Here is a 13,666-nt window from a genome sequence, read left to right as displayed (position 1 = left end):
ATTATGATATTCTATAAACAGCTTCAAGCCTATACGATGAGAGGTTTTATACCATGAAATATGACTGGATTATTAAATTATTTGCAGGGCTTCCCGAACGAATTGGGGCCCCTTCCATACAGCTGCAATCTGATTTGGAGAAAATGAGCGTAGCCGATCTAAAGGCCGCCATTTCTGACGAATACCCAGATCATCAAGCATTAATACAGATAGCTTTTATCGCATGCAACCACGTTTACGCCGCCGAGGATACGATCATACACGCCTCTGACGAGCTAGCCCTGCTTCCGCCAGTATCCGGAGGAGAAGAGAAACAAGAGCTTGCCAAGGAGCCTATAGAGCGCTATATCGTAACAAACGATGTCATTAGCTCCGATGCTGTGCTTGCAAAGGTTATTGTACCGGAAAATGGTGCCTCAATTGCATTTGTTGGAACAACGCGTGAATGGACACATGGGCAGCGTACGGTACGGCTTGAATATGAAGCGTATGCACCAATGGCCGTTGCAACGATGCAACAAATCGGCAATGAAATTGCCGAGCGATGGCATGGCGCCTTATGTGCCATCAGCCATAGAATTGGCGTTGTTGGCCTCGCTGAGACAAGCGTCGTTATCGCGGTGTCATCCCCCCACCGTGACAGCTGTTACGAGGCGAGCCGCTATGCCATTGAACGTCTTAAACAAATCGTCCCTATATGGAAGAAAGAAATTTGGGAAGACGGATCAGAATGGAAAGGGCATCAGCTTGGCCCGTGGAATCCTACTGAACAATTAAAGGACTTTTAGAATTACAACTAGGCGTGTCGAACATGGCTTCACGATGCTTTTAAGGAGATTAGCAAAAATGAACAAACCAATCACACAAAATAACGCTGCGCCTGAAATATCGGGCGTGGGATCAGCTCGTTATGCGAGACAAGTCCGCTTCTCACCAGTTGGAGAGAAAGGACAACAGCTGCTTACCGGCAGTCGCGCAGCGGTCGTTGGCATGGGTGCGCTTGGTTCTGTCATCGCCCAGCATTTGGTCAGATCCGGCGTTGGATATGTGCGTATTATAGACCGGGACATTATTGAATGGAGTAATTTACAGCGGCAAATGCTGTATACCGAAGAAGATGTATTATCGCTGCTTCCCAAAGCAGAGGCCGCTGCTGCGCATTTGCGAGCCATGAACAGCTCTGTCTTCATTGATCCGATAGTTGCTGATTTGACGGCAATGAATGCGGAGGAATTACTCGCTGATGTTGATCTTATTGTTGATGGCAGTGACAACTTCTCTGTTCGATATTTAATTAATGATTATAGCGTGAAGTACAGCATTCCTTGGATTTATGGCGGAGCCGTCGGCGCATCGGGCATGACGATGACGATTATACCAGGCGAATCCCCCTGCTACCGATGCTTGTTCAATGAACCGCCTCCGCCTGGAACGACCGATACTTGTGAAACGGCAGGTGTCATCTCTCCAGTCGTTGACATCATCGGCTCTCTTCAAGCAACGGAAGCCATTAAGCTGCTCTCAGGCAACAAGAACGCACTTCACGGCACCTTATTTCAAGTTGACCTTTGGAATCACGCTTGGCTTCCTATTTCTGTGGCCAAATCAAAGCGAAGCCATTGCGACTGCTGCGGAAATAGGCAGTTCGCATTTTTGGAAGATCAAATGTCGGGATCTGCTGCTGCTTTATGCGGTCGCCATTCTGTGCAAATTACACCGAGTCAAGATGCTCTACTGAACTTGGAAGAGTTAGCTGAACGCTTAAAGCCGGTTGGCACAATAACACGCAATCGTTTTTTACTTCGAATTGAACTTGAGGCTGATTTGACCTTAGTCCTGTTCCAGGATGGCCGAGCCATCGTCCAAGGCACAGATCAATTATCAAAAGCAAGGTCGCTTTATGCTGAATTATTAGGTAATTAGTCGCTATTATAATACCCTCATATTGCCAATCCGATCAATCATTGCTACTATTGTAGGTATATCTTTTCTACTACTACCAATGAGGTGTCTCGATGAGAGTTCATGTTACAGAATTAATTAATGGAGACCGTTTAAGCAATGACACTTTCAACAATTACGGACTTCATGTACTCTCCAAAGGAACAGTACTCAATAACCAGGATAYATCAAGATTATTTCAACATCAAATGGACTATATTGATATAGATGAAAGAGCAAGCGAAGAAACGGAAGGTCGTACACTTGAATCTACTATAAATCCCAAGTGGCTTCCTACCGTTCAGCCCCTTTACGAAAACGCTGTCAAAAGCTTTGAGGGATTATTCACGAAAGCGAATCAGCAAGGAAAAGTGGATGTCGAGGAAGTAACGTCCATCTTCCAGCCTCTACTGAGCAACCTCCAAATGGAACGCGATGTTGTATCTATGCTGCTATTGCTCAATTCTAAAGACGATTATACGTATCAGCATTCCGTGCAGGTCGGTATGTTGTCCTATTATCTCGCTACTTGGGTCGGGTACTCCAATGAAGAAGCTGTTCGTATCGGCAATGCCGGCTTCCTTCATGATATCGGAAAATGCCGAATTGAAGAGAGCATTTTAAATAAGCCTGGGAAGCTGACTGATGAAGAGTACGAAGAAGTGAAGAGACACACCGTGTACGGACATGAAATTATTTTAGACTCTCTGGATGAACCATTTGTAGCCATTGGAGCACTTCAACATCATGAGCGAAATGATGGCACTGGCTATCCTCAAGGTCTGAAGGGTGATGAGATTCATCCCGTATCCAAAATCATTGCCGTAGTCGATATTTACAGTGCGATGATTTCCCAGCGCGTGTATCAACAGAAGCGTGATTTGCTTTTTGTACTAAAGGAACTTTATCAGCTGAGCTTCAAAGAGCTTGATCCCTATACAACCCACACCTTTATTAAACATATGATGCCTAATTTCATAGGCAAAAGAATCGAGCTTGTAGGTGGAGAAAGTGGAATTATTGTCATGACTCACCCTACCGAGTTTTTCCGCCCGCTTATTCAAATTGGTGAAGAATTCATCGATATGGCCATTGAGCGTGAGTATGAAATCCAGCAGGTTTATATTTAAATGTTTAAAAAAACAACCCGAATTGCAGATCATACCTGCGATTGCGGGTTGTTTTTATGCTGCCGCTTATTCTTATCAACCACGTACGCAACTTATACAATGATTTTATCGTTGTTATTGTAAATGATACCCAATATGCAAATTAAGACTAGAGGTGATGGAGTGAGAAGCATTTTAGCAATAATCATTATTGCTTTAATGATGACCGGATGCAAATCCGAAGCAATTAGCAATACACCAACTGTTCAACCAAGCGAGCTAACAATCATTGAACCGAACGATCAGCCGAATCGAGTCAGTGAAAAAGTTGTCATTTATAACCTCAAAAGTGCTGATGGCAGCAAGGAAGCTATTGAAACGATCTATCAGACTATAACCGAAGCGGATCTAGTAGAAATATTTAAAAAAGCTTTTGAAGAAGCTGAACCATTAAAAGGTATAGTGAAAATGGCAGCTCCAACTTATAAAGTAATAATCGGCAGCTGTGAATATTATCTTTTGATCGGTGAAGATAAGACAGATTCAATCGTTGATTTAGATGACTCGCATACGATGTTCAGGCTATCGCCTTCTGACACGATTAAGATTCGGGAAATACTTTCTTGGTCAGAGCCAGAGAAAGTGGTCGAAGGACTTGTAATGGACAAAAAAGTCATGGCCCGAGATGCGTCGAATCGAATTTTAGTGGCTGCGAACTGGTCAGAAGACGAGAGAAAAAGCTATTCAATGGATGATTGGTTTTCAAAAGCAGAACAGAACCGCGAGCTAGTGTGGTACACCATCGATAAAGAAGTCTACGGCAAGCTGCATATTGGTCAGCCAGTGGCTATAAGAGCAGCAGCAATGCAGCTTGATTCATCGCCACCCATTCGGTTCTCCATTACGGCACAAATCATTGATCCAATAATAACCAAATCATCCCTTTATTTAAATCTAWTCGAAGAAGAATTATACAATCAGCAGCTGCTTTTAACTCCGATCAGTCCGGATAAGGAATGGATTTTGGATGGTATTAAGCCTAGCAGATATACGGTTAGTCCTATAAACAATGAAGCTGACTCTACTCGCCTAGAGCAGGTTTCAATCTATATTTTTAATTCGGAGCAGCAGCTTGAAGACGGTCTAAAGGATTTTCAAAAACAAACCGAATTGATTAATATGCTTTATCCTCGTATTTATAAGTTAAACAATGCGATGATCTTTTATTGGGCTCATGGCAACATGGAAGAATCCGCTAAGCTTGGCAACTATTTCGAGAAAGCAGTAAAGCTTCTAATGGAAAAATAGACGATGAGAATACACATAGAAAAGGGGCTGCCCTAAAGTAGAAAATTCTACTTTGGGACAGCCCCTCTTCCTATTGGCTCTATCGTTAACCGATTGAACCTTCCATCTCGAACTTGATCAAACGGTTCATCTCTACCGCATATTCCATCGGCAGTTCTTTCGTGAACGGCTCGATGAAGCCCATTACGATCATTTGCGTTGCTTCCGCTTCGCTCAGACCACGGCTCATGAGGTAGAACAATTGATCCTCAGAAACCTTCGACACTGTTGCTTCATGCTCAAGTGTGATGTTATCGTTCAAAATCTCGTTATAAGGAATCGTATCTGACGTTGATTCGTTATCGAGAATAAGCGTATCACATTTGATATTAGCTTTCGCGCCGTCGGAGTTGCGTCCGAAGGATGCAAGACCACGGTATGTTACTTTACCGCCGTGCTTACTGATCGATTTAGAAATAATTGTAGAGCTCGTATCTGGTGCAAGGTGAGTCATTTTTGCTCCTGCATCCTGATGCTGGCCTTTGCCGGCAACGGCAATGGACAATACCATACCTTTTGCGCCGCGACCGCGAAGGACAACAGCTGGGTACTTCATCGTCAGCTTGGAGCCGATGTTTCCATCTACCCATTCCATCGTTGCATTCTCATCAGCTACCGCACGTTTAGTTACCAGGTTGTAGATATTCGGTGCCCAGTTTTGGATCGTTGTGTAACGAACGCGTGCATTTTTCTTAACCAAGATTTCAACTACCGCACTGTGTAAAGAATTTGTGCTGTAAACTGGAGCTGTACAGCCTTCTACATAGTGAACGGAGCTGTCTTCATCGGCAATAATAAGCGTACGCTCAAATTGACCCATGTTCTCGGAGTTAATACGGAAGTATGCCTGCAAAGGCACTTCGCATTTTACGCCTTTTGGTACGTAGATAAAGCTTCCGCCTGACCATACCGCACTGTTCAAAGCAGCAAATTTATTGTCATTCGGAGGAATAATCGTTCCGAAATATTCTTTCATAAGCTCAGGATACTCACGAAGCGCAGTATCTGTATCTGTGAAGATAACGCCTTGCTTCTCAAGATCCTCTTGCATGCTGTGATAAACGACCTCGGACTCATATTGAGCCGATACGCCGGCTAGAAACTTTTGCTCAGCTTCTGGAATACCCAGCTTGTCGAATGTTTCTTTAATTTCGGAAGGAACTTCCTCCCATGTTTTCCCTTGCTTGTCTGAAGCACGAACATAATATTGGATGTCGTCAAAATCAAGCTCATCCATGTTGCCGCCCCATTTAGGCATCGGCATTTTGAAAAATTGCTCAAGTGATTTCAAGCGGAAGTCCAGCATCCACTCCGGCTCACCTTTAATATCCGAAATCGTACGCACGATTTCTTCCGTCAAACCTTTGCCTGATTCGAATACGGCTTTGTGCTCGTCACGGAAACCATACTTATAATCTTCCATTTCCGGCATTGATTTAGCCATGGTCATTCACGCTCCTCATAAATCTAGTTTAATGTGATTCTTGCTGCTCGATCCCTTTGCGCAAGGCGTTCCACGCAAGTGTTGCACACTTAATTCTTGCAGGAAATTTGTTTACACCAGAAAGTGCATCCAACTCCTCATATTCATCAAATTCAACCGGTTCGCCTTTCATTAGAGCTGAGAATTTCTCAGCCATGGCGAGCGCCTCATCAAATGTTTTTCCTTTTATCGCCTCTGTCATCATCGATGCAGAGCTCATGCTGATCGAACAGCCTTCACCACTGAACTTCGCATTGGCAACTTTGCCGTCTACGACCTGCAGCTGCAGCGATATACGATCGCCACAAGTAGGGTTATTCAGGTTGATGGTAACTGATTCTTCATCCAAGGTTCCGCGATTTCTAGGATTTTTATAATGATCCATAATGACTCTGCGATATAAATCATCCAATTGCATGACCGAAGAACTCCTTTGTTTGTAGTAAGGCATCGGCTAAGCGGTCAATTTCATCTTCAGTATTATATAAATAAAAGCTTGCTCTTGCCGTTGCCGATACATTCAACCAACGCATTAGCGGCTGGCAGCAGTGATGGCCTGCACGAATCGCAATGCCTTTGGAATCAAGCACGGTCGCAACATCATGCGGATGTACATCATCCAAGTTGAATGTGATGAGTCCTACACGATTTTGCTTCGGACCGTACAATGTGATGCCTTCCAGCGAAGATAGCTTCTCGTAAGCATATGTGGCTAAACGTCTCTCATGCTGATCAATTTCATCTAGTCCAATTTCTTGTAGGAAGTCAATTGCAGCACCGAGTCCAACCGCACCCGCAATAATGGGAGTGCCGCCTTCAAAGCGGTACGGAATCTCTTTCCACGTAGACTCATAAAGATCAACAAAATCAATCATCTCGCCGCCATACTCAATCGGCTCCATCTTGTTAAGCAGTGCCTTCTTGCCATATAATGCGCCGATGCCCGTAGGACCACACATTTTATGACCAGAAAAAGCATAAAAATCAACATCCAAATCTTGGAGATCGATCTTCATATGCGGTGTGCTCTGTGCACCATCCACGACCATAATGGCACCATTACGATGTGCAATTTGGGTAATTTCTTTAATCGGATTTATGAGACCGAGCACATTCGAGACGTAAGTGATGGAAACCACCTTCGTCTGTGGAGTAATCGTCTTCTCAATATCCTCAAGAGAAATGGTACCATCGGGCTGCATCGGGATATATTTCAACGTTGCGCCAGTGGCCTTAGCAGCCTGCTGCCACGGAATTAAATTACTGTGATGCTCCATCGGTGTGATGACAATTTCATCACCTTCACCGCATACACTGCGTGCATAGCTTGAAGCAACCAAGTTTAGTGCTGTTGTAGTACCGCGTGTGAAAATAATTTGCTCCGGTGCTCCCGCATTCAGAAACTTCGCTACCTTCTCGCGCGCTCCCTCATAGGCATCAGTCGCCCTGGAACCAAGTGTATGCACACCGCGATGAACGTTCGCGTTATCCAGCTCATAGTACCGATTAACCGCATCAATGACGGAGCGCGGCTTCTGCGAAGATGCCGCGCTGTCCAGATAAACGAGCGGGTGCCCGTTTATTTCTTGATGCAATATCGGGAACTGCTCCCGAATCGCATTTATATTCATCCCTCTAGCTTCCTTTCGAGCAAACGCTGAAGCTGACCGCGTACCGCCTCGACTGGAATTTCCGATACGACTGGAGCCAAGAAGCCGTAAATAATTAGACGTTCAGCGTCTTGCTTAGATATACCGCGAGACATTAGGTAATATACCTGCTCAGGGTTTACTTGCCCCACGCTTGCTGCGTGGCCTGCTGTTACATCATCTTCATCTATAAGCAAAATCGGATTGGCATCGCCGCGCGCTTTAGGGCTCAGCATGAGCACCTTCTCGGTTTGTACACCGTTCGCTTTCGTCGCACCCTTCTCGATTTTTGTAATTCCGTTAATGATCGCTGAAGCGGAATCCTTCATTACTGCACGTGTTACCATGTTGCTGTCGGAGCTTTTGCCGAAGTGAACGGCTTGCGTCGTCAAGCTGTTTTGTTGAGCATTTTTGCCTACGCTGATTACTTTTGCATCAGAAGTAGAGCCTGTGCCCTTCAACATGGATTTCGTGTCTGACAACGTATTTCCGTCATTCAAATCACCGATAATCCATTCCATTTGGCCGTCATTTTCAATAACCGAACGACGGATTGACATATCCACGCCCGTCTCAGCCATATGGTGGATGGAGCTGAAACGAACATGAGCGCCTGGCTTCACGAACACTTCAACAACAGATGGATGTACGAAAGGAGCACTGTTTGCTCCCGGTTCGGATACAACACAATCCACATATGTCACTCGGCTATTATTGTCTGCTACGATCAAGATATGCGGAGCAAATGTCGCTTCAGCATTATCATTGTAGAAAATCGCTTGTAGCGGCAGCTCGACTTCGACATCTTTAGGAACGTAAACGAATACGCCGCCGTTCCAAAGTGCTGCATGAAGTGCTGTAAGCTTATCTTCGTCCTTCGCTACTGCTTGGAACAAATATTTTTGAACGAGGTCGCCATGCTCTTTGCATGCCGTCTCCAAATCTGTGAAAATAACGCCTTTGCTAGCCAATTCTTTTGAAAACTGATTCCATACGATGCCGGAATTACGTTGAACAAGCAAATTTTCAGTTCCTTCTGTGATCAATTCACGAACAGCTTGTGGAAGTTCGCTAATTGCTCCAACCGTTGTCGGTTGCTCGTAGTTTCCTAGTGCTGTCAAATTCCACCGTTCAATACGAACCTTCTCCGGCTTAGGCCATCCGAGTGTTCCGGCAAGGTCTGCCGCTTCTCCGCGCAGTTCAACAAGCCAGTTCGGCTCGCCTTTACTACGTGCCAGCGCTTCAGCAGCTTGACGGTTGGCCTGCGTTGATAGTTGTGTACTCATCCGTTTTGCCCCCTTCTCTGCTTAAGCCTGACCGACCGTTTCATCTTCGATTCCAAGCTCTTCTTTTACCCAATCATAACCTTCGTTTTCCAAACGCTCAGCCAGCTCAGGACCACCCGATTTAACGATGCGGCCTTGCATCATAACATGTACATAGTCTGGAGTAATATAGTTAAGCAAACGCTGATAGTGAGTGATGATAAGGAAACCGCGATCTTCCGAACGCATAGCATTTACGCCTTGTGATACGATACGAAGTGCATCTATGTCAAGACCTGAATCGATCTCATCAAGAACAACGATTTTTGGATCAAGAAGCATCATTTGCAAAATTTCGTTACGTTTTTTCTCGCCGCCTGAGAAACCTTCGTTAAGGTAACGGTGAGCGAATTCAGCATTCATTTCAAGCTCTTTCATTTTGCTTTCCATTTTGCGAATGAATTTAATCAACGAGATTTCATTGCCTTCGCCAAGACGTGCATTTAGCGCACTGCGTAGAAAGTCAGAATTCGTTACGCCTGGAATTTCACTCGGATATTGCATTGCAAGAAACAAACCAGCAAGCGCGCGCTCGTCAACACCCATTTCAAGAATGTCAGCGCCATCTAGTACTGCCGTTCCTTCTGTTACTTCATATTTAGGATGTCCCATCAAAGCGGATGCCAGTGTAGATTTACCGGTACCGTTCGGGCCCATGATCGCGTGAATTTCTCCACCTTTAATTTCTAGGTTAATACCTTTCAAAATCTCTTTTCCGTCGATAGCCGCTTTCAGACCATCAATGACAAAATGAGTAGACATAATATGCTGATCCCTCCAAGGTTGGTTTAATTCGCTCAGTCACTTCTATAAATAATAGACTTTCTATTATAGAGTGATTCTCAATGATTCTCAATAATCATTTTAATATAGTTTTTGTTATAAATCAATGTGAGATGTCTTTGATTCATTGATAATGTCTTTTTATTGTAGATATAAAACGAAAAGCTAAAGGTTGATTTCGGCTTATATTTCTCCTATTTCACCTTTAATCGGCAACTAGATGGGTTTTCCTCGTATGATCCTTTGATCAAAATAAATCTTTTATGCCAATGCATTTTTAATTTTTTGAACTTCTGACAGAAATGTTTCTTCATCCAGTACAGGCAACATTTTTGGAGATGGTATTTCATCTTCCATTCTTACCCAAGATTTGCATCCATTATAAGCAGGCCTCATCGAAATTTCCAAAGGCGTCTCCAATCGGTAAACTCGAAGCAATAAAACATGCAGCGGCTTGGTTTTTTTCCATCGCAATCTTTCCTCTGCAAACGTATCTGTCCATATATGCAAATCGCGTAAACGATCGAGTTTTTCTTGATCCGTTACTTCAATATCTTCAACGACCTCGGCGTAAGCTTCTAGCTTAATCGTTTCCATGTCTATCGACCAATTCGCTAACGTTTCATCCAAACCGTCAACATATTGCTCCTTTAAAAGATGCTTCTTCTGGTGCTCGTACGCAGGCATTAAATAAAAGCTAGGGCTAATAAGCTGGAAATCCCGCGTTTCTTCAATGATTCCGCCTTTACGCATAACGATAATTTGCTGCCCCTCTGCGAGCGCTTTTACACTGACAGCCCACTCTTTCAAAGCGATCGACTGTTGTTCTTTTTGTGCAGTCACTATACTTCCTCCATCCAACTTGTCTATAATTGATAACATTATATCAAATGAGGGTATTCCAAGGCGAAATAATATACATTATACTATGTTGAGATGAATACTGGGCATTGCTGCCCAACTACTATAAACCGGAGGTGGACAGCCGTGTCTGCATATCATCCATTATCAGAACAAGAAGCCATTCAAATAGCTCTTTCGCTTGACGGTTATTTCCCAGAGGGAGCAAGTTTAACCAGCCGAGAAATTGGAGACGGTAATTTAAACTTGGTTTTCCACATCGTTGATTCTAGCAGCGGCAAGAGCCTTATTATGAAACAGGCGCTTCCTTATGCTAAAGTTGTTGGTGAGTCTTGGCCGCTTACACTCGATCGTGCACGTATTGAAAGTGATAAGCTTATTTTGGAAGGCGRGCTTGCTCCTGGACTCGTTCCAAACGTTTATAAATATGACCCAGAGCTCTATCTAACCATTATGGAGGATCTCAGCGATCATATTATCATGCGTCAAGGGTTGATTGGCGGAACACGTTATCCTAAATTCGCGGACGATATTTCAACATTTATGGCGCGGACTTTATTTTTCACCTCTGATCTTGGCATGAACCAGCAGGAAAAGAAGCAGCGCGTAAAAGCTTTTATTAATCCTGAGTTATGCAAAATAACAGAGGATCTTATATTCGACGATCCTTATACGAATTCGCCTAACAACAGCTTTGATCCAGCTATTCAAGATGCTGCTGAGGCGCTTTGGCAGGACTCGCAGCTTCATTTTGAAGTAGCGATTCTGCGTGACAAATTTTTAACAAATGCACAAGCGCTGTTGCATGGCGATCTTCATACGGGCAGTGTTTTCGTAACGCCTGAATCTACAAAGGTCATCGATCCTGAATTCGCTTATTATGGTCCAATTGGCTTCGACATCGGTGCTGTTATTGCGAATTTGCTTCTCAACTTTGCAGGGCAAGAGCATTGGAGCACGGATACAGAAACGAGAAATGACTTCCGTCGTTATTTGACCGATTCGGTGCGTGATGTGTGGAACCTATTCGATCAAAAATTCCGTGCATTATGGGATGAGTATGGTCTTGATCGTATTGCTTCTTCAACACCAGGCTATCAAGATTACTATATGAATCGTTTGCTGCAGGACGCTGTTGGTTTTGCAGGCTGCAAAATCGTACGTCGAATCGTCGGTTTGTCTCATGTAATCGATGTAGATCGTATCCCTGATGCAGCTGCTAAAGAGAAAGCTCAGCGCCTCGCTCTTGCTATTGGAACATCGCTGATTCGCAACAACCGCAATACGCAATCCATTGAGGAAATTATCGACGTTGCCTTATCACTTGCAAATAAATGATTGAACACAGAGAGGAAATGACACCATGACAACAAATAATTATGCTGGCTTGCAATCGGTTATCTGGACCGAAGACAGGCTTGATTTACTTGACCAACGGCTTTTGCCAGAAGAAATCGTTTATTTGCCTTTAACGACAGCAGAGGATGTATGGGAAGCGATTCGCCACTTAAAAGTACGCGGAGCTCCAGCCATCGGCATTTCAGCAGCTTATGGCGTCGTTCTGGGCAGCCGAGATGAGCAAACCACTGAGGCATGGCTCGCGCAAGTCGTCAAGCAAGCAGAATATCTCGCGACTTCAAGACCAACCGCTGTTAACTTGTTCTGGGCACTTGATCGCATGAAAGCCGCTGCCGCTTCTTACATCGAGAAAGGCTTGTCGCTTGAGGAAAGCAAAGCCGCTTTGCTAACGGAAGCAATCGCGATTCAAAGCGAAGATGAAGAAACAAACAGAATGATCGGTGAACATGCCCTATCATTGTTTAAAGATGATATGGGCGTATTGACACACTGCAATGCTGGCGGCTTGGCTACGGCTAAATACGGCACAGCTCTTGCACCCTTCTACTTAGCCTTGGAACGCGGTATTACACTGCGTGTATATGCTGACGAGACGCGTCCTGTCCTTCAAGGCGCTCGGTTAACAGCATTTGAACTGCAGCAGGCAGGCGTCGATGTAACGCTTATTTGCGACAACATGGCGGGTATGATTATGGCTAAGGGCTGGGTAGATGCGGTTATCGTAGGTACTGACCGCGTTGCTGCAAATGGTGATGTAGCTAACAAAATCGGAACGTACAGCGTAGCTGTACTAGCTAAAGCTCATGGCATTCCTTTTTATGTAGCAAGTCCTCTTTCCACAATTGATTTGAATACGCCGACTGGTTCTGAAATTCCTATTGAAGAGCGCAATGCGGAAGAAATTACAGAAGGCTTCGGCAAACGTACTGCTCCTCAGGGCATTAAAGTATACAATCCCGCTTTTGACGTAACGCCTAATGAATATGTAACAGCCATTATTACTGAAAAAGGCATCGTCCAAGCGCCATACGATGTTAACCTTCGCAAGCTGTTTGAATAATCATTAGATAATAAAAGCCCTAATCGGTTGTTCGCGGCATTCACGCGTACAGCTTGATTGGGGCTCTTTGTTTTCTTTTTGTTAAAGCATCAATTGGAGCGCTTCCGAGCCCTTCATGCCAACTACAACACCCTTTGTCTCTGCTGTTAAAGTAACGGATTCCAAAGGGGCTTCCATCAACTCTTCCAACGTTTTTACTCCGACAGCTCTGCCAGCTATAATTTCCCGGTCTTTGAGTCGCTCATTAAGCAGAGAAACATCAAGCGCACCGCACATAATATATCCTTTGTCCGTCATGATGGCGAGCAAAGTTGTTTTGGGCAGCTTCACTTCAACGCCAAGAACGGTTTCTCCATTCTCCAGTGTGAAAGGAACCATCCGCATCATATAGGATCCACCCCCTTCTTTTACATAATGTAAAAGGCAATGCACTGCAACATCAGTATATGCAAAAGTAAGTTTGCAGTGTTGGATGTTTGCTTATTTATGCAGTGGTTGAGGGGTGAAATCACAAATGCGGTCACAAACTTATTTCCATTCAATATCTTTAGACCATTTAAAAGTCATTTTCGCATACTTCTAAACACTTGTTTTAATATATTCGCTAATGTCGATATTCACTTTATTTATCCTCAAATTTATGTGGCTCAATAACAAAACTTTTTAAAATATATCCACACTTCATACAAATTACATGAGTAACATCTGATCCTAATGTTAGCATTTTTTTCATAGGGTATACTCTGGCT

Annotated in this window: 13 protein-coding genes; 6 read left to right on the top strand and 7 right to left on the bottom strand. The window is 44.1% G+C overall.

Annotated features, from left to right (window positions below):
- Positions 1-53 precede the first annotated feature (53 nt).
- The 4 genes from AB4Z17_RS14505 (at position 54) to AB4Z17_RS14490 (ending at position 4,358) form a co-directional block, all read left to right on the top strand.
- Positions 54-788, top strand: coding sequence for a molybdenum cofactor biosynthesis protein (locus tag AB4Z17_RS14505; RefSeq protein WP_441909161.1), 735 nt, complete (start codon positions 54-56; stop codon positions 786-788).
- Positions 789-846: 58 nt separating this feature from the next.
- The gene (locus AB4Z17_RS14500; RefSeq protein WP_441960444.1) at positions 847-1,923 is read left to right on the top strand and encodes a ThiF family adenylyltransferase; all 1,077 of its coding nucleotides are present in this window, start codon (positions 847-849) and stop codon (positions 1,921-1,923) included.
- Positions 1,924-2,015: 92 nt separating this feature from the next.
- The gene (locus AB4Z17_RS14495) at positions 2,016-3,071 is read left to right on the top strand and encodes an HD-GYP domain-containing protein (protein ID WP_441960443.1); all 1,056 of its coding nucleotides are present in this window, start codon (positions 2,016-2,018) and stop codon (positions 3,069-3,071) included.
- A gap of 162 nt (positions 3,072-3,233) precedes the next feature.
- Positions 3,234-4,358 (top strand): hypothetical protein, encoded by a 1,125-nt coding sequence (locus AB4Z17_RS14490; RefSeq protein WP_441960441.1) that lies wholly within the window; start codon positions 3,234-3,236, stop codon positions 4,356-4,358.
- A gap of 85 nt (positions 4,359-4,443) precedes the next feature.
- Here the strand turns inward: AB4Z17_RS14490 and sufB are convergent, their stop codons facing one another.
- The 6 genes from sufB to AB4Z17_RS14460 all read right to left on the bottom strand — a co-directional run bounded on the left by sufB (position 4,444) and on the right by AB4Z17_RS14460 (position 10,480).
- Positions 4,444-5,841 carry a Fe-S cluster assembly protein SufB gene (gene sufB, locus AB4Z17_RS14485; protein WP_076270269.1) on the bottom strand — a complete coding sequence of 466 codons (1,398 nt, stop codon included), beginning with the start codon at positions 5,839-5,841 and terminating at the stop codon, positions 4,444-4,446.
- A 28-nt stretch (positions 5,842-5,869) separates the two neighbouring features.
- Positions 5,870-6,298, bottom strand: a complete 429-nt coding sequence (gene sufU / locus AB4Z17_RS14480) for a Fe-S cluster assembly sulfur transfer protein SufU (protein WP_441909156.1) — start codon at positions 6,296-6,298, stop codon at positions 5,870-5,872.
- The gene (locus tag AB4Z17_RS14475) at positions 6,285-7,511 is read right to left on the bottom strand and encodes a cysteine desulfurase (RefSeq protein ID WP_076270271.1); all 1,227 of its coding nucleotides are present in this window, start codon (positions 7,509-7,511) and stop codon (positions 6,285-6,287) included. The genes sufU and AB4Z17_RS14475 overlap by 14 nt, the downstream gene beginning before the upstream one ends.
- Positions 7,508-8,815, bottom strand: a complete 1,308-nt coding sequence (sufD, locus tag AB4Z17_RS14470) for a Fe-S cluster assembly protein SufD (RefSeq protein ID WP_441909155.1) — start codon at positions 8,813-8,815, stop codon at positions 7,508-7,510. Before sufD ends, AB4Z17_RS14475 begins: the two co-directional genes overlap by 4 nt.
- 21 nt (positions 8,816-8,836) lie before the next feature.
- A complete protein-coding gene (gene sufC, locus AB4Z17_RS14465; protein ID WP_076270273.1) occupies positions 8,837-9,616 on the bottom strand; it encodes a Fe-S cluster assembly ATPase SufC in 780 nt (259 codons plus the stop codon).
- 282 nt (positions 9,617-9,898) lie between these two features.
- Entirely contained in the window at positions 9,899-10,480 is a 582-nt protein-coding gene (locus AB4Z17_RS14460; RefSeq protein ID WP_441909154.1) for a DUF1802 family protein, read from the bottom strand.
- A 144-nt stretch (positions 10,481-10,624) separates the two neighbouring features.
- On the opposite strand from AB4Z17_RS14460, the gene mtnK reads away from it, so the two are divergent.
- Both mtnK and mtnA read left to right on the top strand, forming a co-directional pair.
- A complete protein-coding gene (mtnK, locus tag AB4Z17_RS14455; protein ID WP_441960439.1) occupies positions 10,625-11,836 on the top strand; it encodes an S-methyl-5-thioribose kinase in 1,212 nt (403 codons plus the stop codon).
- A gap of 25 nt (positions 11,837-11,861) precedes the next feature.
- On the top strand, positions 11,862-12,917 hold the full coding sequence (gene mtnA / locus AB4Z17_RS14450; protein WP_076270276.1) for an S-methyl-5-thioribose-1-phosphate isomerase: 1,056 nt from the start codon (positions 11,862-11,864) through the stop codon (positions 12,915-12,917).
- Between the two features lie 81 nt (positions 12,918-12,998).
- Here the strand turns inward: mtnA and AB4Z17_RS14445 are convergent, their stop codons facing one another.
- Positions 12,999-13,304 carry a YunC family protein gene (locus tag AB4Z17_RS14445; protein ID WP_076270277.1) on the bottom strand — a complete coding sequence of 102 codons (306 nt, stop codon included), beginning with the start codon at positions 13,302-13,304 and terminating at the stop codon, positions 12,999-13,001.
- Positions 13,305-13,666 lie beyond the last annotated feature (362 nt).

It is taken from the genome of Paenibacillus sp. TAF43_2 (assembly GCF_052113545.1).
Classification (GTDB): Bacteria; Bacillota; Bacilli; order Paenibacillales; family Paenibacillaceae; genus Pristimantibacillus.
The sequence above is the reverse complement of the archived record's forward strand: the minus strand, read 5'-3'. Positions and strand labels throughout refer to the sequence as shown.